The 16,567-nt window shown below is 59.5% G+C and carries 15 protein-coding genes; all 15 read right to left on the bottom strand.

Annotated features, from left to right (window positions below):
- Positions 1 to 103: 103 nt before the first annotated feature.
- Entirely contained in the window at positions 104 to 1,576 is a 1,473-nt protein-coding gene (locus tag BOP96_RS17205; protein WP_003192966.1) for a sigma-54 dependent transcriptional regulator, read from the bottom strand.
- A gap of 169 nt (positions 1,577 to 1,745) precedes the next feature.
- Positions 1,746 to 2,042 carry a hypothetical protein gene (locus BOP96_RS17210; protein ID WP_014719354.1) on the bottom strand — a complete coding sequence of 99 codons (297 nt, stop codon included), beginning with the start codon at positions 2,040 to 2,042 and terminating at the stop codon, positions 1,746 to 1,748.
- A 25-nt stretch (positions 2,043 to 2,067) separates the two neighbouring features.
- Positions 2,068 to 2,457 (bottom strand): flagellar export chaperone FliS, encoded by a 390-nt coding sequence (fliS, locus tag BOP96_RS17215; protein WP_014719355.1) that lies wholly within the window; start codon positions 2,455 to 2,457, stop codon positions 2,068 to 2,070.
- Between the two features lie 128 nt (positions 2,458 to 2,585).
- The gene (gene fliD / locus BOP96_RS17220; RefSeq protein ID WP_073453440.1) at positions 2,586 to 3,953 is read right to left on the bottom strand and encodes a flagellar filament capping protein FliD; all 1,368 of its coding nucleotides are present in this window, start codon (positions 3,951 to 3,953) and stop codon (positions 2,586 to 2,588) included.
- An 82-nt stretch (positions 3,954 to 4,035) separates the two neighbouring features.
- Positions 4,036 to 4,383, bottom strand: coding sequence for a flagellar protein FlaG (locus tag BOP96_RS17225; protein WP_032895940.1), 348 nt, complete (start codon positions 4,381 to 4,383; stop codon positions 4,036 to 4,038).
- Positions 4,384 to 4,459: 76 nt separating this feature from the next.
- Positions 4,460 to 6,187, bottom strand: a complete 1,728-nt coding sequence (locus tag BOP96_RS17230) for a flagellin N-terminal helical domain-containing protein (RefSeq protein WP_073453442.1) — start codon at positions 6,185 to 6,187, stop codon at positions 4,460 to 4,462.
- A 402-nt stretch (positions 6,188 to 6,589) separates the two neighbouring features.
- The gene (locus tag BOP96_RS17235) at positions 6,590 to 7,519 is read right to left on the bottom strand and encodes a ketoacyl-ACP synthase III (RefSeq protein WP_014719359.1); all 930 of its coding nucleotides are present in this window, start codon (positions 7,517 to 7,519) and stop codon (positions 6,590 to 6,592) included.
- Between the two features lie 276 nt (positions 7,520 to 7,795).
- Positions 7,796 to 9,406, bottom strand: coding sequence for a flagellar hook-associated protein 3 (locus tag BOP96_RS17240; RefSeq protein WP_014719360.1), 1,611 nt, complete (start codon positions 9,404 to 9,406; stop codon positions 7,796 to 7,798).
- A 14-nt stretch (positions 9,407 to 9,420) separates the two neighbouring features.
- A complete protein-coding gene (gene flgK, locus BOP96_RS17245; protein ID WP_060767637.1) occupies positions 9,421 to 11,466 on the bottom strand; it encodes a flagellar hook-associated protein FlgK in 2,046 nt (681 codons plus the stop codon).
- Between the two features lie 10 nt (positions 11,467 to 11,476).
- Positions 11,477 to 12,736 (bottom strand): flagellar assembly peptidoglycan hydrolase FlgJ, encoded by a 1,260-nt coding sequence (gene flgJ, locus BOP96_RS17250; RefSeq protein ID WP_038451059.1) that lies wholly within the window; start codon positions 12,734 to 12,736, stop codon positions 11,477 to 11,479.
- Between the two features lie 4 nt (positions 12,737 to 12,740).
- Entirely contained in the window at positions 12,741 to 13,850 is a 1,110-nt protein-coding gene (locus BOP96_RS17255; RefSeq protein WP_161981170.1) for a flagellar basal body P-ring protein FlgI, read from the bottom strand.
- A gap of 6 nt (positions 13,851 to 13,856) precedes the next feature.
- Complete coding sequence (gene flgH / locus BOP96_RS17260; RefSeq protein ID WP_014719364.1) at positions 13,857 to 14,552, bottom strand: flagellar basal body L-ring protein FlgH; 696 nt, start codon at positions 14,550 to 14,552, stop codon at positions 13,857 to 13,859.
- Positions 14,553 to 14,604: 52 nt separating this feature from the next.
- A complete protein-coding gene (gene flgG, locus BOP96_RS17265) occupies positions 14,605 to 15,390 on the bottom strand; it encodes a flagellar basal-body rod protein FlgG (protein ID WP_073453444.1) in 786 nt (261 codons plus the stop codon).
- A 62-nt stretch (positions 15,391 to 15,452) separates the two neighbouring features.
- Positions 15,453 to 16,193 carry a flagellar basal body rod protein FlgF gene (locus BOP96_RS17270; RefSeq protein ID WP_003192988.1) on the bottom strand — a complete coding sequence of 247 codons (741 nt, stop codon included), beginning with the start codon at positions 16,191 to 16,193 and terminating at the stop codon, positions 15,453 to 15,455.
- A gap of 3 nt (positions 16,194 to 16,196) precedes the next feature.
- On the bottom strand, positions 16,197 to 16,567 hold a 371-nt coding region (locus tag BOP96_RS30265), incomplete at its 5' end, for a hypothetical protein (protein ID WP_218189984.1).

A 16,567-nucleotide genomic window follows, 5' to 3' on the forward strand; every position in this document is an offset into this window, starting at 1 on the left:
TCTCGCTTGGCTGACCGTCAGTTAAACGGAACGTTGCGAGGGCTGTAGCAATACCCGTGCCGAAAAAAATCTACCTATAAATCAAATAGTTGAAAAACAGGCGTCAATCATCCGCCTGTTCATCACCTTCTTTGCGGCTCATACCGTACTTGCGCATCTTCTCCACCAGGGTGGTGCGGCGGATACGCAGGCGCTCGGCGGCGCGGGCCACGATGCCATGGGCATCGTCCAGGGCCTGCTGGATCAACCCTTGTTCGAGGTTGCCGAGGTAGTCCTTAAGGTCCAGGCCTTCGGGCGGCAACATCGCGGTGGCGCCGAAGTCTGGAGTATGGCCGTTGATCGCCACGCGCTCTTCCATGTCGCTGCGCAGGCTGTCCATCTGTTCGTCTTCGTCGTCGACGTAGCGGAATTTCTTCGGCAGTTCGACCACGCCGATCACCCCGTACGGGTGCATGATCGCCATGCGCTCCACCAGGTTGGCCAGCTCGCGCACGTTGCCCGGCCAGCCGTGGCGGCACAGGGACATGATTGCCGCAGAGTTGAAGCGAATGGAGCCGCGCTTTTCGTGCTCCATGCGCGAGATCAGTTCGTTCATCAACAGCGGGATGTCTTCCACGCGCTCGCGCAGCGGCGCCATCTCGATAGGGAACACGTTGAGGCGGTAGTACAGGTCTTCGCGGAAGCTGCCGACCTCGATCATGCTTTCGAGGTTCTTGTGGGTGGCGGCAATGATGCGCACGTCCACGCTCTGGGTCTTGTTGCTGCCCACGCGCTCGAAGGTGCGCTCCTGCAATACGCGCAGCAGCTTGACCTGCATCGGCAACGGCATGTCGCCGATTTCGTCGAGGAACAGAGTGCCGCCATTGGCCAGCTCAAAACGCCCGGCACGGCTAGTGATCGCCCCGGTAAAGGCGCCCTTCTCGTGGCCGAACAATTCGCTTTCCAGCAGCTCTGCCGGGATCGCCCCGCAGTTGACCGGCACAAAGGGCCCGTCGCGACGCTTGGAGTGATAGTGCAGATTGCGCGCGACCACTTCCTTGCCGGTGCCCGACTCGCCGAGGATCAGCACGCTGGCGTCGGTGTCGGCCACTTGCTGCATCATCTGGCGCACGTGCTGGATGGCACGGCTGGTGCCGACGAGGCTGCGAAACAGGTTGGGCTCACGGTGACGGCCGCGCTCGCGGGCCTGGTCGTACATCTCGCGATAGACCTGGGCGCGGTGCAGGGAATCGAGCAATTTGCTGTAGCTGGGCGGCATTTCCAGGTTGGACAACACACGGCGGCGCTGGTCTTCCGGCAGGTCCACGGAAGAAATATCGCCCATTAGCAACACCGGAAGGAACTCATCCCAGGTAGACAGTGTCTTTAACAGGCCCAGAACTGCGCCAGGAGCGTTTACCGTCCCGATCAATACGCAAATGACTTCACGGCTCGACGACAACGAGCTGACCGCCTGCTGCCAATCGTGGCTGCCGCAGGGTAAATTTTCTTCACCGAGAAAATTTAAAATCACCGCTAAATCGCGGCGGCGGACGCTATCGTCATCGATCAGCAGAATTTTGGTTTCACGCCACATGCAATAGCAACTTCCCTAGTAAAACTTCCTGCCCCGGAATGAGGGCAATCTAGACGTCTGTAAGATTTCTTACCTTCTAGACGTCTGAAATCTGAAAACAGCACTAGTTAAGTCAAAAATGCTGGCACAGTCAAATATATGACGCGCCGTTCGGATTAACTGCGCCCGTTCAACCGAACAGATGGTAAACCTTTGACGCATTTTTCGCTTGGTTGATCTGCGACATCTCTTCGAAAATCGCCTGGCGTTCGCCGGTCGTCACCTCCAGCAACTGCTGGTACACCACCAACAAACTTTCCAGCTTCTCGCGCAATGCGCCCTCGTCTACCGGTGCCTCACTGAGCACCTCATCAATCACCGCGCGGCAACCCAGGTCCAACTCGCCCACGGCTTCCCAATTGCGCTCAGCCAGCGCGCCGAGAAGGGCTTCGCGGGTTTCGTCGATGCGTTGCAGTGCGTGGCTCATGATGTGTACCTCAAGGCAATCGGCCTTATTGTGGAGCGATGGCATCCCAGCCGGTCTTGACGGTGATCAGCAGGCGGGCGACTTCGTCGATCATCTCGACATCATTGACTCGGTTCGCCTCGACCAGACGATTGCCCATGTAGTTATACAGGGCATCCAGACGCTGGATCGCGGCCGGATCTTCGGCTTTCTCAGGCTCCAGGCCATCGCGCAGGCCCGAAATGATTTCGATCGCCTTGCCCAGCATCAGGCCCTTTTGCGCGATGTCCCCGCGGCTCAACGCCCCCTTGGCCTGGGCCATGCGATCCAGGCCACCTTCCATCAGCATCTGCACCAGGCGGTGCGGGCTGGCTTCAGAGACCTGAGCGTGGGCATTGACCTTCTGGTACTGGCGAAGGGCTCTCATCGGGTTCATGTTGCTACCTCGTTACTGGCGACAATCGAATAGGTTTGCTTAACCAGTTTTTCGACCACGGCGATAAAAACTTTAATCCAGCACCCTGCGCGAGAGCCCCTGGACAGGGCCCTGGCGCGCACCGCTCATCAGTTCGACTTAGGATTGTTCAGCGAGTTGAGGGTGGTCAGGATGCTGGAGCTGCTGGCGTTGATCTGCGCGATCATGGTGTCCATCGCCGTGTACTTGGCGGTCAGGGACTTCTGCAAGGCATCCATGCGCCGCGTCAGGTCGTCGGTCTCTTTGGTCAAGTCAGTCAACTTGTTGTTGAGATCGGTCGCCCGGTTCGCCAGTGTGCCACTGCTACCCACGTAACTGTCGGTAGCCTTTTTCATGCGCGTTATCAAGCCAGTGTCGCCGGTGAACAACTTGGCAATATCGCCAGCGCCCTTGACCACAGCTTTATCCCATGCCTTGTCATCGAGGCTGAGCATGCCGGTTTTCTGATCGGTGGTGATGCCCATCTGAGCCAAGCTGGTCATGGTGCCCGCACCAGAACCGCTGACCAACTCGGAGCGCAGACTGTTGACCAACTGACGCATCGATGCGTCGCCCGTCAGGGCACCTGCGGTGGTGGTGGAGGCATCGCCGGTGGCGGTTACTTTGGTCTGGGTATTGATCGCCGTCATCAGCGTGTTGTAGGCACTGACGAAGGACTGCACCGAGGTTTTCAACGTGTCGGTGTTGCTGGCCACGGTGATGGTGGTCGGCTTGGTGATGTCTACCGTGTCCAACAGATCCAGGGTCACGCCGCTGATCGCGGAGGTGATCTTGTTGCTGTTCGATGACATTTCAATGTCATCAATGGAGTATTTGGCGTTGGTCGGCGCCTTGCCTTTGTCGTACCCGGTAGCCAGCTGCGAATCGCCGCTGAGGGTGATGTCGGTGCCCTCGCCCATGGTGGTCGAAGTCAGTACCAGCCGCGCGCCATTGGAGTCGCTCAGCACGTTAGCACTGATGCCCTGGGACGAGAGCTGGGTGTTGATGGATTCGCGCACCTGCTGCAACGTCGCGCCACCGGGAATGATCACGTCGTAGCTCTTGCCCGACTGGTTGATGGTCAGCGTCTGGTCTTCGTCCGTGCTGTTGGCCTTGCCCGATGCGCCATCGACATTCACCGCCGTGGTGACTTTCGAAGCCGTCGCCAGGTTAGTGACCTTCAATACGTACTTGCCGCTGGATGCGCCGTCACCCAAGGTAACCTTGGCGTTTTTCTCTTCCGAAGAAGTCGCCGCCAGCCCGTTGAAGGCCGAGGCATTGTTCAACTTGGTGATCGCCGCCTGGTAGGCTTCCAACGCCGTCTTGACCGAGCCCACGGCAGACAACTGCACGGTGGCCTTCTTCTGCTCGTTGGTGATCTGAGCCTGCTTGGGCGCCTGCTCGGCACCTACCAGCGCCTTGACGATTGCTTGGGTGTCGTAGCCCGAACCTGGGCCGGAAATCGTTGAACTAGCCATTTGCCATTCTCCTTGTCCTGCAGCGGCCGTTTTTTGGCGCTTATACGCCTAGACCGCAATCAGAAACATGTTTCGTGCCAACTCAAGCCTTGCTATCAAACAGCAGGCTGCCGGCATCGCTCAGGTTCTGCGCCAATTTCAGCGCGGTCTCCGATGGTATCTGTCGAATCACTTCACCACTGTCAGTGGCGATCACCTTGACCACTACCTTGCCGGTAGAGTCATCGATGGAAAAATCCAGGTTGCGCTGTGAAGCCTGCACAAACTCACGCATATCGGTAACAGCCTTTTCCAGCGCAACGCGCTGCGGCTCTTCACTTTTGATCGGCTCATTGCTGGCCACAGGCTTGGCCTGGGTCACCACTGCGCCAAGGTTGGCCGGGGCCGGGGCTGCGGGGTAAGACGAGGTCAGCTTGATGCTCATGTCCATGTCACCACCTCCAAACTGAAAAAACGGAAGGGCACGTTGTTAAACGCACCCTCCCGTTATTTAACCGCTAGCGCTATTACTGAAGCAGCTTCAGAACAGACGATGGCAGTTGGTTGGCCTGGGACAGGATCGCAGTGGAAGCCTGTTGCAAGGTTTGTTGCTTGGTCAGCTCAGCGGCTTCAGAAGCGAAGTCAGCGTCTTCTACGCGGCCTTTGGCAGCGGAGGAGTTCTGCGAAATGCTCTGCAGGTTGGCCACGGTGCTGGCGAAGCGGTTTTGTACGGCGCCCAGCTGCGAACGCTGGCTGTCGATCTGCTGCATTGCGCCGTCCAGAGCTTGGATGGCCCGCTGGGAATCAGCAGCAGAAAGGATGCTGAGGTTGGAAACGGTAGTTTCCAAAGTCACCGAAGCGGTAGTGTTAGCAGTCAACCCCAGAGCGGTCAGACCAGTACCCGCACTGCCGTCAGAGATAACGATGTCTTTTTTGGAGAACAATCCCAAAGTGCCATCGGAATTTTTGTTAGCGGTAACGCCAGTGCTCGCACTGTTGATCGAAGAAACGATAGCGTCGGTCGTATCGCCTTTCTTGAACTTGACCTCAACACCGTTCAAAGTAATCGAAGTATCGGCACCCAACTTAGCTTGCGATGTGCCAGACGAAAGCCCCAGGGATGAGAGTGCGCCGCTGGTAACATTCTTCAGTACAACATCGCTGCCGTCTTTAGAAGTGACTTGGATTCGGCCATCTTTACCAATAGTTGCATCACCTACGCCGTCAACCAGTTTGAGACTAGTCAAGACGTCGTCAATTTTAGCGCCAGCAGCCCATTTCACATCTTTGCCGTTGACGTTTATGGTGCCGTCCTGACCCAGAACAGTGTTTTTGTCGCTGATGCTTGAAGCGACCTTGCCAGATGCCGCCACTGCTGTAAGACCTACAGCGGTAAGATCAGCAACTGCACCAGTAACCTCTAAACTAGAAGTTGAATTGATAGTCAGCTTAGTAGCTGCGTCATCCCAAGTGGCGGTGACGCCAGATATCTTCGCATCATTAATTTTTTTGGCAACAGCGTCGCCCAAATCACCAGCGGCGAAGTCAACCTTAGTACCATTCACGGTGACCGAAGCCGCAGCGGCCAAGCCTGCACCAGGAGTTGGCGTGGCGTTAGCCGCATCGGTCTTCAGAGCAGCTACCGCTGCACCAGTACCACTCGCGCCGCCCAGAACCGAACCAGTAGCAGTAGCAGTAACGCCTGCGAGAGCCTTACCATTAACGCTAGCTTCGCTGTATTCGCCCTTAAGGGCGGTGGAGCTAATATCGGTCATACCGAACGAGATAGTCTCGTTGGCGTTTGCGCCGATCTGGAACGCTACGTTGTTGAATGAACCGTCCAGCAGGTTACGACCGCCAAAGGTGGTCGTGTTAGCAATACGAGTCAGCTCGCCCACTTTAGCGGTGAATTCCTGCTGCAGGGAAACACGGTCAGCGTCGCTTTTATCACCGTTGGCCGCTTGCAGGGCGAGTTCACGCAGACGCTGCAGGGTGTTGGTGGATTCTTGCATCGCGCCTTCAGCAGTCTGGGCAATCGACACGCCGTTGTTGGCGTTGGCGATGGCAACGTTCAGGCCTTTGACCTGGTTGTTCAGACGGTTAGCGATCTGCATGCCGGCAGCGTCGTCTTTGGCGCTGTTGATTTTCAGGCCGGAGGACAGACGGTTCATCGACTGGCTCAGAGCGTCGGAAGCTTTGTTCAGGTTCTTCTGGACACCCAGGGAGGTGATGTTGGTGTTTACTGATAATGCCATGACGAAATCCTCGTGGTTTGGATACTGCGGCTTCCGGCCCTGGCGACCGCCGGGTGTGGCCTAGAGAACCTACGTAATAGTTATCGTCGTGGTAGCCGGTTGCTTGAGGATTTTTTTGATTTTTTTTAGTAGCCCTGTGCCAGCCCTTGTATTTCAAGGCCTTATAGAGGCGTGAAACGCCCGTAATCACGGGTTACTGGCGCCAAAACTTCGCCTTCAAGACATCCCCCCTTGTAGGAGCGAGCTTGCTCGCGAAGAACCTGAGAACGCAGCGTGCATTCTGAATGCCCGCGTTATCGTTAACGTTCTTCGCGAGCAAGCTCGCTCCTACAGGGGGGGGGGCGCAAAAAAAACGCCGATGATCGTGGGATCATCGGCGTTTTTTGTGCAGCGGCTAATGCATCACGGACGATAGAGAATCGCCGAGCCCCACGACAGGCCCACGCCAAAGCCGCTGATTGCCACGCGCTTCCAGGTGGCGTCCATCACGTGCTTTTCCAGCAGCAGCGGGATGCTCGACGACACGGTGTTGCCGGTCTCGACCATGTCCTTGATGAACTTGTCCACCGGCGCTTCTTCAAAACGGCGCGCCACGGCGTCGACGATGGCCGCGCTGCCCTGGTGGATGCAGAACGCATCGATGTCATCGGCCTTGAGGTCCGACTCTTTGAGCAGCTCGTGCAAGTGCGCAGGCACCTTGAGCAAGGCGAAGTTGAACACCTGGCGGCCGTTCATGAAGAACACGCCGTCGCTGACCTTCAGGTGCGGTGCGCCGGAACCGTCGGTACCGAACTTGGATTTGCCGAGCAGCCACGGCGCGTCTTCGCCCATCCAGGTGGCGGTGGCGGCATCGCCGAACAGCATGGTGGTGTTGCGGTCTTCCGGGTCGACGATCTTGGAGTACGGGTCTGCGGTAATCAGCAGGCCGTTTTTAAGGCCCGCGGCTTCCATGAAGCCCTTCATCGCGTAGATGCCGTAGACGTAGCCGGAGCAGCCCAGCGAGATGTCGAACGCGGCAACGTGGGTTGGCAGGCCCAGTTTGTCCTGCACGATGGCGGCGGTGTGAGGCAGGCCCTCTTCATCGCCGTTCTGGGTGACGACGATCAGCGCGTCGATGGACTCGCGCTTCAATTGCGGGTTGTTGGCAAACAAGGCGTTGACCGCCTCGACACACAGATCCGAGGTTTCCTGTGCCGCTTCCTTGCGCGGCAGGAACGCCGAACCGATCTTGCCGATGATGAACTCTTCATCCTTGGCGAACTTGGCACCCTGGGCGTAGTTATCGATCCCGTCCGCCGGCACGTAACTGGCGATGCTTTTTATGCCAATCATTGTGGCTTCCCAATACTAAATAGCTGGAGAACACCCCTCGGGCTATGCCGGAAGTGCTGACAATAAAGGGGATAACCCCATAAAAATCCCGCTGAAAGCCGCCCGATGAAGGCCCTGTGACGACTTATCCTTTTCACACGATACAGTGAAGATGCGCTTTATGACTCACAGGTCACTCAATTTTGCGTGGTTTATGCAAAACGTTTCAACAATTAAGCCCCCGAAACGACAACGGCCCGCCCTGTTTCCAGAGCGGGCCGCTTGACTGAACGCCGTTTACATCTTGTTGAACAGGCTCAACTGCGAGATTTTCACGAAGGCCAACTGCGAGGCCTGCAACATGGTTTGTTGCAAGCTCAGGTTGATGGCGGCTTCGGCGAAGTCGACATTGCCCAGGGCATTCATGGTGGTGGTATTGGCCAGGTCCAGGCTGACGTTTTCCTTGGACTGAATGTCCAGGCCATTGAGGCGCGCGCCCAGGGAGCCACGCGCCTGGTCGATCTGGCCGTAGGCATTGGTCAGGTTGCCAATGGACTTGGCCACCACGTCCTTGAGCTCCTTCTGCGCCGCCGGGTTGCCGTCTGACGGCGTTTCCAGAATTTTGCGCAGATGGCTCAGGGTGTCGAGGACGTTCTCGTTCTTGTTGCTGGTGGCACTGATCGCAAACTGGTCGCCGGCTGCCGGTGCCGGTGCGGTGGTGACATCAAAGGTCACCCCTGCCGCCGTGATGGTGGTGGCGCCGGCCGCCAGGGTGCCACTGGCGATGGATTTGCTGTCTGCGCTATACGGCTGGGCATACAGGTCATAGGCGCCGGCGGCACCGAACTTCACGATCACGCCCGAGTTGGGAAAGGTGCTGGCGTACGCCGCCGGATCGCTCACCGTGCCGCCGCTCAGTTGCGCGGTGGACGGATTGCTCGGGGTGCGCGAAACGCTGAAGGTGTCCGGCTTGACCGACAGGCTGAACTCGCGATCCTTGACGATGGCGTCCGACGGCGCGCCTGGCAGTATGTCTTTGCCCAGTGCGTCTTTGCCCAGGTTCAAGCCAATGTCGAACTTGACCCCGCGCAGGTTGATAGTCGAGCCGCCTTCCTTGGTGGCATCGAAAGTGCCGTTGCCTGGAATCTCCGAAGTGATGTCCTTGCCAGCATTGTCCGTGACCACGTATTGGGTGCTGCTGGTGAAGGTCAGCTTATACGGCTGACCATCGGAAAAGCTGCTGTTATAGCTGCTGTTGGCCGCGATCAGCCCGGCAGATACGGTGACCTTGCCATCGTCGACCGCTGGCGGCACGAGGATCGGCGCGGTTTGCGTACGGCCCGTATTCGCCGAGCTTTCAAGCATGCTCTTGGCGGTATTGCCCATGGCAACCGACAGGTTCTCTGCGATCTGCAGGCTCAACGGCGTGTCATCGCCCTGGTAACTGTAGGTGCCGTCATTGTTGCGGGCGTAGGGCGGCGTATCGGTCTTGCTGCCGGAGAACAAGTAATTGCCGCTGGCGTCCTTGGTATTGAGCAGGCCCAGGATCTGGTCTTCAATGGCGCCAATCTCGGCGGCCGTCGACTTGCGGTCAGCGTCGCTGATGCCGACGTTACCCGCCTTGAGCGCCAACTCGCTGGCCCGTTGAATCGCGATATTGATATTTTCCAGCACGCCGTCCTGGGTGGTCAGCGAGTTTTTCAGGGTGTCGATGTTGCCATTGAACTGCGCCAGCATGTCTTTCTGCTGCTGCAGCATCAACAACCGCGCCGCCGCCACCGGATCATCTGCGGCGGTTTGCACGCGCACGCCGGAGCTGGCCTGGTCCTGGGCCTTGACCACGCTGGAATAGTTGCTCTGGTACTTGGCAGAGCTGGTCTCGAAATACTGCTGTGTAGAAATACGCATCGTCCCAGCCTCCCTTAAAGAGCATTCATCAGTGTGGTGAAGGTTTCCTGCGCAGCCTTGATGATCTGCGACGACGCGGTGTAGTACTGCTGGAACTTGATCATGTCGCCCGCTTCATCATCCAGGTTGACCCCGGATACCGAGTTGCGTGCTTCCTTGTTGGCGCTGAGCAACGCACCGGTGGCGGCGGTGTCGACCCCGGCCTGGCTGGCCTTGGCACCCACGGTCGAGACCAGCTTGCTGTTGGCACCCACCAGGCTGGTGCCCGCGTTGCCCTCGCCCATACCGACGGTGGCCTTGGTTTGCAGGTTCAGCAGTTCCTGGGCGTTGCGACCGTCGGATTTGCCGCCACTGTTGAAGGCGAAGGTGGTGCTGTCGCCGTCTGCCGGGGAGCCGTTGACAGTGGTGTCGAACTTGAAGCTCTTGCCGGGAATGGCGGCACCGCTGGCGTCGCGCATTGGCACGTCCACGGTGATCTTGTTGCCCTGCCCCGGGATGATCGAGCCGGTGCTAATCGGGTTGCCCTTGGAATCGCTGATGGTATAGGACTGCGTACCGTCGGCGGCAGGCTTGCCGAACACCATCTTCACCGGCATCGAGTTTTCAATACCGGCGCGCAACTGGGCAGTGTCAGTGCCGCCATGGATATCCAAAGGCACTGTCAAGGCCGGCTGGGTAAAGGTGCCCGTGCCACTGTTGGTCTTGCTGCTGGTACCTGCCAACGGGCCGGCAAACGCCAGTTTGTTCGCATCGGTGAGCGCCACGCCAATACCGCTGGCGCCCGTGGCGGTGGGGCTGACCTTGAAGCTGTCACCAAACGCCATGGTGCCCTTGCCGTCCAGCGCCAGGGTGAAACCATCCAGGGTCGGCGGCGGTGTAGCGCTCATGTCAAAGGTGCCCATGGCCTTGCCGTCCGAGCGCAACACCGTGATTTTGTTAGGATCGGTCTTGTCGCTGAAGGTCACGGTGTAGTCAAACGTGGACAACTGACTGCTGTCCTTGATCGTCACGTTCAGGTTGCCCGCGCCGGCGCTGTTGCCCGAGGCACCCTGGCTGCGCGAGGCAATGGCGGCCGCGCTGTTGATGTCTTTGAACAGCGAAACGCCAAAGTCACCATTGAGGTCCAGGCCCTGGCCCAGCTGGCTGTTGAGCGTGTCCGCGGTGGCAATGGCGATACGCCCCAGCTCATTGATGGCCGGCATCAAGGCATCGCTGCGATAGCGCAACAGGCCACCGATGCTGCCGCCGCTGATCACCGAACCCAGGTCCAGGCTGGTGCCGTTCATGTCCAACTGGATGGTGTACTGGCTGTTATCGGTTTTGCTTGGTGCCGCGGAAATCTTGTTGGAGATCCCGCCCTCTACCAGGGACTGGCCGCTGCCGGTGGTCACGCTGAACTGGCCGTTTTTCTCGGTGGCCGTGACACCGATCAACTCATTGAGCGAGCGTACTGCCTCGTTACGCGAGTCCAGCAGGTTGGCTGGGGCGCTATTGGAGCTGCCCTGGGCCTGGGAGATCTGCTGGTTAAGCGAGGCAATCGAGGCGGTCAATTGGTTGACCTGATCACTCATGCTGCTCAGTTGGTTGTTGATGGTCTCTTTCTGCTGGGTCAACTGCGTGGAGATCGAGTTGAAACGGCTGCTCAGGGTCTGGGCGTTGGTCACCAGCAATTGGCGGGCCGACAGGTCGCTGGGGTTGGACGCGGCGGTTTGCAGGGTGGCGAAGAACGAACTGAGCACTGAGGACAGACCGGTGGTTTTGTCCGACAGCACTTTGTCGACGGCCCCCACCTGGTCCAGGTACGCCTTGGCGTCGTTATTGAGCGCCGTGCTGTTCTGGTAAGCGGTGTCCAGGTACTCGTTGTACACCCGGCGCACATCGGCCAGGGTGGTGCCGCTGCCGATGTACACGCCGCCGAACGGGTTTGATGCGTTGGTATTTTGCGTGGTCTGCTGACGCGAGTACCCTGGGGTATTCACGTTGGCGATGTTATTACTCAAGACCGACAACGATCCTTGAGCGGCATTGAGCCCTGACATCCCGATACTGAGCAAACTCATGGTTCAGACCTTATAAATGTGTGGTTGCGCCAGCGGCAGCGTAGTTCTGGTAACTGTTCATGTTTTTTGCGATCTGCGAAATCTTGCTGGCGTAATCCGGGTCGGTTGCATAACCGGCTTTTTGCAACTCGCGTACAAACTGTTCCGGGTTGTCGGCTGATTTCACAACTTCTTTATAGCGATCATGGCTTTGCAGCAAAGTCACGAGGTCGTGGAAGCTGTCCTGATACGAGCTGTAGGAACGGAACTGCGCCGTTTCCTTGACCATCGCACCATCGCGAAACTCGCTGGTGATCGCCCGGGCCTGACCGCCCTGCCAGCTCTGGCCAGCCTTGATGCCGAACAGGTTGTGGCTGCTGCTGCCGTCCTCGGCGCGCATCACCGATTTGCCCCAGCCGGTTTCCAGCGCGGCCTGGGCCACGAGATATTTGGGGTCGATACCGATACGTGCGGCGGCGGCCTTGGCCATCGGCAGCATAGTGGCGACGAATTCATCCTGGGAGCTGAAGGCTTTCTTGGCCGGCGCCAGCGGTGGCTGCGCAATGGCGCGGCCATACACCTGCATGCGCCCGCTCGGCACGGCAAAGCTACGCGCGCTGCTGTTGATGACTGTGTCGTCGGCAGCGCTGTTACGCAGGGGCGCGGCTTTGGCTTCGACCGGAGCGTTCGGCACGATGCCCGCCAGCAGGCGGTCGGCCAGCTTGCTGGGCAAGGCGATGCGACGCTGGTTCATCAGTTCCATGTCGTTGGCATGGGTGCTGGCGCCCTCAGGCACGGCCACGCGATACGCCCACAAAGGCCGCTGGCCATTGGAGCGGCCCAACGGGCCTTCGGCCTGGGTACCGGCGGCAATCTCGGTCGGCACATCGACTTTCTTCACCGGCGCATCCGCCGCCGGGCCTTGCAAGGTGGCGGCCTGGGCCTCCACCGGCTTGTTCTTCTGCATCTGGCGCATCAGCACATCGGCCAGGCCGATACCACCACCTTCGCGGGACATCGACACCGCCAATTGCTGGTCGTACATTTCCTGGTATTGCTTGGCGGCCGGGGTGTTCAGCGGGTTGTCCTTGCCCAGGGCCTCGGTGGCCGAACGCATGGACTTGAGCATCTCGTTCAAAAACAGCGACTCGAATTCCTGCGCCACTTTGCGCAGGTTGCCTTCACTGTTTTTGTCGTCGCCGACCTTGAGCTGGTTAAGCCGGTTCAGGTCGGAGTAAGACCCCGAGTCCGCCGTGCTGCTGATACCGCTCTTGCGCATATCCATGGCCATGGCCTCAGATCACGATCAGGTCGGCTTGCAACGCGCCGGCCTGCTTCAAAGCTTCGAGGATCGCCATCAAGTCGCCGGGCGCAGCGCCCACCTGGTTCACCGCACGGACAATCTCGTCCAGGGTGGTGCCGGGGCCGAACTTGAACATCGGCTTGGCTTCTTGCTGGGCATTGACGCGCGAGCGCGGGACCACGGCCGTCTGGCCACCGGACAACGGCCCAGGCTGGCTGACGATCGGGTCTTCGGTGATGGTCACCGTCAGGCTGCCGTGGGTCACCGCCGCTGGCGAAACCTTGACGTTCTGGCCGATCACGATGGTGCCGGTGCGCGAGTTGATGATGACTTTAGCCACGGCCTGGCCTGGGTCCACCTCAAGGTTTTCCAGGATCGACAGGTAGTCCACACGCTGGCTTGGGTCCAGAGGCGCAGTGACGCGAACCGAGCCGCCGTCGATGGCCTGGGCCACGCCAGGGCCGAGCATGTCATTGATCTTGTCGACCACGCGCTTGGCGGTGGTGAAGTCGGAGCGGTTGAGGTTCAGGGTCAGGCTGTTGCCCTGGTTGAAACCACTCGGCACGGTGCGTTCAACCGTAGCGCCACCGGGGATACGCCCGGCCGACGGCACGTTGACGGTGATCTTCGAGCCGTCGCGGCCTTCGGCGTCAAAACCGCCGACCACCAGGTTGCCCTGGGCAATGGCGTAGACGTTGCCGTCGATACCTTTGAGCGGCGTCATCAGCAAGGTGCCACCGCGCAGGCTCTTGGAGTTACCCATGGACGACACGGTGATGTCCACCACCTGCCCCGGCTTGGCAAACGCGGGCAGATCGGCGCTGATCGACACCGCTGCGACGTTCTTCAACTGCACGTTGCCCGAGCCTGGCGGCACTTTGATGCCGAACTGCGAGAGCATGTTGTTGAAGGTTTGCAGGGTGAACGGCGTCTGGGTGGTCTGGTCACCCGTGCCGTTAAGCCCCACGACCAGGCCATAGCCGATCAACTGGTTGGAGCGCACGCCGGAAATACTGGCGATGTCCTTCAGGCGCTCGGCATGGGCCACAGCGCTCAAGGCCAGCAAAAGCGTCATCGCCATCAGCTGTTTGAACTTCAAAATGGCCACCTAGAAAGGGAACAGCGGGCTGAGGAAGAAGCGGTCGAACCAGCCCGGCTGGCTCGCATCGGCAAACGAACCGGTGCCCGAGTAGGTAATGCGTGCATCGGCAATGCGCGTCGACGGCACGGTGTTGTCGGTGGAGATGTCATCGGCGCGGACCATGCCGGCGATGCGCACCAACTCGTCGCCGGTGTTGAGGGTCATCCACTTCTCACCACGCACGGCAATGATTCCGTTGGGCAATACGTCGGCGACGGTCACGGTGATCGAACCGGTCAGGCTGTTGCCCTGCCCTGCCGCGCTCTTGCCGTTGGTGGCGCGGTCGCCGCTGTAGCCGGCGTCCAGGCTCAGGTCACCACTGCCCAGCGGGTTGTTGGTGTTCAGGCCGCCGCCGAACAGCGAGGTCAGGCCGATGCTGGTCTTGCTGTTCTTGCCGATCTGCGAGTTGGCGTTCTTGCTGGCCTGGGTCTTCTCATTCAGGGTAATGGTGATGATGTCACCGACCCGGAACGCCTTGCGGTCGCTGTACAGGTTCTGCTCGAAACCAGCCTGGTAGATCGAGCCATTGTTGGCCGCCGCCGGCAGCGGTGTGCGTGGCAACACCGGCGCGTAGTACGGGTCATTGGGCTTTGGCGTGGGGGCGACACAGCCCGCAAGCACGGCGATCCCACTCAATGCCAACACACAAACATAGCGATTCATGACCCTAACCTCACGGTGTTGCAGGCACCCTCAAGGGCGCCCCATAGACTGATTACAGATTTTGCGTAACGAACGAAAGCATCTGGTCGGCGGTGGAAATCACCTTGGAGTTCATCTCGTAGGCGCGCTGGGTGGTGATCATGTTGACCATCTCCTCAACGGTGCTGACGTTGGAGGTTTCCAGGGTGCTTTGCAGCGTGGTGCCGAAGCCGTTCAAGCCAGGGGTGCCGATTTGCGGCGCGCCACTGGAGGCGGTTTCCAGGAACAGGTTGTTGCCCATCGCCTGCAGGCCGGCCTGGTTGATGAAGTCGGCGGTTTGCAGGTTGCCGATCACCTGGGACGCTGGGTTGCCAGCGACGGTGATGGACACGGTGCCGTCGTTGCCGACGGTGAAGGTCTTGGCGTCGGGCGGCACCACGACAGCAGGCTCCAGGGCGAAACCGTTGGCGGTCACGATCTGGCCGTTAGAGTCCAGGTGGAAGGTGCCGTCACGGGTGTAAGAGGTGGTGCCATCCGGTTGCAGTACCTGGAAAAAGCCGCGGCCATTGATCGCCATGTCCAGGGGCTGGCCGGTTTGCTGCAGGTTACCGGCGCTGAAGTTTTTCTGGGTGCCGACGATCTGCACACCGGTACCCAGTTGCAGGCCCGACGGCAGTTCGCTGTCCTGGGTCGACTGGGCGCCCGGTTGCTTCTTGATCTGATAGAGCAAGTCCTGGAACTCGGCGCGGTCACGTTTGAAGCCCGTGGTCGACACGTTTGCCAGGTTGTTGGAAATGGTCGTCAGGTTGGTGTCCTGGGCGGACAGGCCTGTCTTGGCAACCCATAGAGCCGGAAGCATGCTGTTCTCCTTCGTGCGCCGGATGGTTGGCGCTGCGTTGCAAATTAGTTAATGGGCTTGGATCAGCTCATCTGCATGACGCGCGTCATGGCCTGGTCGTCTTCTTTAGCGCTGTTCATCATCTTGATATGCAGCTCGAACTGCTTGGCCAGCGCCAGCACCGCGGTCATTTCTTCCACGGCATTGACGTTGCTCGCCTGCAGGAAACCCGAGGTCAGCCGCACATTCGCGTCGGCCTGGGCCGGTTGGCCATCCTTGGTGTGGATGGTGCCGTCCAGGCCCTTGGTCATGTTCTTGAGGTCAGGCTGGACCATCTTGATACGGTCCACTTCCGCCATCACCCGCGGGCCTTCGCCCATGGCACGGATGCTGATGGTGCCGTCCGAACCCACTTCGATTTTCTGCTGGGGCGGCACGGCAATCGGGCCACCGTTGCCCATGATCGGCATACCGTTGCCGGCCCGCAGCACGCCCAAGGCATCCACGTTCATGCTGGCGCTGCGCACGTAGGCTTCGCCGCCATCCGGGGTTTGCACCGCCATCCAGCCGTCGCCGCTGACGGCCACGTCGAGGTCGCGGCCGGTTTCGATCATCGCGCCCGGTGAAAAGTCGGTAGCCGGACGTTCGGTCATGGCAAACGCCCGCGCCGGAAAGCTGTCACCGAACACCGGCATCGAACGCGCCTGTTCCAGGTCGCGCTGGAAACCGTTGGTGGAAATGTTCGCCAGATTGTTGGCATGGGCCTTCTGCGCCAGTGCATTCTGGCTGGCGCCGGTCATTGCCACATAAAGGTACTTGTCCACGCTCTATCCTCTTTCTGACGGACGCTTGCCGCCCACCGCTGTACTGAGGAGGCTTAAGCAATTTGCGAACCAACTTTTCAAAAGAGACCAAAGTCCAAGCGCGGCGGGGGTTTCGTAGAGGTAGCTGAAATAGCGCGGGAAGAAACAGTCGAAAAAACGGCGGACTACTGCCGCCTGCGGCAAACACCGGCCTTCAAACCGGTAGAGATCAAAGGGGGAGCGGGCTTGCCTGCGATCGTGCTGATTCAGTTGCAGATTAATTGACTGACACGCCGCCTTCGCGGGCAAGCCCGCTCCCACAGGGGATTGAGGCCGGGCGCTGATTGCGGGGGCAATACCCAACCAATGTGGGAGCTGGCTTGCCTGCGATAGTG

This window comes from Pseudomonas sp. FSL W5-0203, assembly GCF_001896155.1.
GTDB lineage: Bacteria > Pseudomonadota > Gammaproteobacteria > Pseudomonadales > Pseudomonadaceae > Aquipseudomonas > Aquipseudomonas paracarnis.

What these genes read in the sequence shown, in the direction of transcription:
- BOP96_RS17205 (WP_003192966.1), bottom strand. Translation starts at nt 1,576, where the DNA reads ATGTGGCGTGAAACCAAAATTCTGCTGATCGATGACGATAGCGTCCGC.
- BOP96_RS17240 (WP_014719360.1), bottom strand. Translation starts at nt 9,406, where the DNA reads ATGCGTATTTCTACACAGCAGTATTTCGAGACCAGCTCTGCCAAGTAC.
- flgH (WP_014719364.1), bottom strand. Translation starts at nt 14,552, where the DNA reads ATGAATCGCTATGTTTGTGTGTTGGCATTGAGTGGGATCGCCGTGCTT.
- BOP96_RS17225 (WP_032895940.1), bottom strand. Translation starts at nt 4,383, where the DNA reads ATGGACATGAGCATCAAGCTGACCTCGTCTTACCCCGCAGCCCCGGCC.
- flgG (WP_073453444.1), bottom strand. Translation starts at nt 15,390, where the DNA reads ATGCTTCCGGCTCTATGGGTTGCCAAGACAGGCCTGTCCGCCCAGGAC.
- flgK (WP_060767637.1), bottom strand. Translation starts at nt 11,466, where the DNA reads ATGAGTTTGCTCAGTATCGGGATGTCAGGGCTCAATGCCGCTCAAGGA.
- BOP96_RS17230 (WP_073453442.1), bottom strand. Translation starts at nt 6,187, where the DNA reads ATGGCATTATCAGTAAACACCAACATCACCTCCCTGGGTGTCCAGAAG.
- BOP96_RS17235 (WP_014719359.1), bottom strand. Translation starts at nt 7,519, where the DNA reads ATGATTGGCATAAAAAGCATCGCCAGTTACGTGCCGGCGGACGGGATC.
- flgJ (WP_038451059.1), bottom strand. Translation starts at nt 12,736, where the DNA reads ATGGCCATGGATATGCGCAAGAGCGGTATCAGCAGCACGGCGGACTCG.
- BOP96_RS17210 (WP_014719354.1), bottom strand. Translation starts at nt 2,042, where the DNA reads ATGAGCCACGCACTGCAACGCATCGACGAAACCCGCGAAGCCCTTCTC.
- fliS (WP_014719355.1), bottom strand. Translation starts at nt 2,457, where the DNA reads ATGAACCCGATGAGAGCCCTTCGCCAGTACCAGAAGGTCAATGCCCAC.
- fliD (WP_073453440.1), bottom strand. Translation starts at nt 3,953, where the DNA reads ATGGCTAGTTCAACGATTTCCGGCCCAGGTTCGGGCTACGACACCCAA.